Source organism: Vibrio harveyi NBRC 15634 = ATCC 14126 = KCTC 12724 (assembly GCF_001591145.1).
GTDB classification, from domain to species: Bacteria; Pseudomonadota; Gammaproteobacteria; order Enterobacterales; family Vibrionaceae; genus Vibrio; species Vibrio harveyi.
Genome location: NZ_BCUF01000139.1, coordinates 1 through 1,054, shown reverse-complemented (window position 1 = coordinate 1,054; position 1,054 = coordinate 1). Strand labels below are relative to the sequence as shown.

The following is a 1,054-nucleotide window of genomic DNA, read 5'->3' as shown; positions in this document are numbered from 1 at the left end:
GTGTTTAAGGTAGTCTGCGGTGGCATCGGTATTGCGTTGCTCACACCTTAACAGGGCGTTAGCACACAAAGCAATCCCTTGAGTTTAGTGATATTTTTATTGCAGTTAATCCCATTTATGCAACAAAACCCCAGTTTTTACGTGGAATTTGTGGTTGGGCTTATATAATGCTCAACATATGCTACTGAGTGATGGAAGCCAAATGAAGCAAATACAAATTAAGTTGTCCTATAATGGCGGAGATGCAGATCTTCATAGGTTAGATATGTACGATGCTTCAATGTCGTTACATGGTTTCGCTCGTGCCATTGCAATCACGACTCATGCTTTATTGAATGATGGTGATGTAAAGAGGAAAGGTAACAGAGCATCTGGCGCTAAGATTTATGTTAGCCCTCCCCAAAAAGGCAGTTATGAGCAAATTTTAACGTTAGTTATCGAAAACAAAGAAGCGATAGGTGCTAGTGTCGCTGCTGCTGCATTCTGGGATATGCTTAAATGGACATGGTCAAAAACTCTAGACTTGGTTCATGAGCCTGAAACGCCAACAGTTAAAAAGTTAGGTGAACGTGTAGAACCGTTCATTGGCGATATGGAAGAAGTTTTAGAGTCTGCTCTCGAGGAAGCTCATCGTCCAATAAAAAACTGTCCTAATATGACAATTTCTGTCTCACGCCCTCGAGTGGGCGAAGTATTGCGTATGAATGCTGAAACGCTCAAGAGTGTTTCCATTAAAACAGATGATACTCTTATTTCTGGAATTGTTGGGAATGCTACTAAGTATAATATCCTATCTGGTATTGGGCGTTTTTATGAAGACGACAAAGGTCATACGGTATCTTTTAAAATCCCAGATGGGGCTTCTTCGTCCTTACGTCGCAAAATTACTTGGTCTATGCACTATGCTCAAGATGGACAGGACGGAGGAAAAATAGAGCTACATGCACGTAGAGTAACGTCAGCTAAAGGCGTATTAAAACGCTATCTAGTCGATAAGGTCATTTTGCACAAGTAGTTAAGTCTGTGTGCTAACAATCTGTTTAAGAGTGATTCG

Annotated in this window: 1 protein-coding gene; it reads left to right on the top strand. The window is 40.9% G+C overall.

Annotation, left to right across the window (positions count from 1 at the left end; translation table 11 throughout):
• Positions 1-202 precede the first annotated feature (202 nt).
• A complete protein-coding gene (locus tag VHA02S_RS24865) occupies positions 203-1,015 on the top strand; it encodes a DUF7946 domain-containing protein (protein ID WP_227740482.1) in 813 nt (270 codons plus the stop codon).
• The last annotated feature ends 39 nt before the right edge of the window (positions 1,016-1,054 follow it).

What these genes read in the sequence shown, in the direction of transcription:
- VHA02S_RS24865 (WP_227740482.1), top strand. Translation starts at nt 203, where the DNA reads ATGAAGCAAATACAAATTAAGTTGTCCTATAATGGCGGAGATGCAGAT.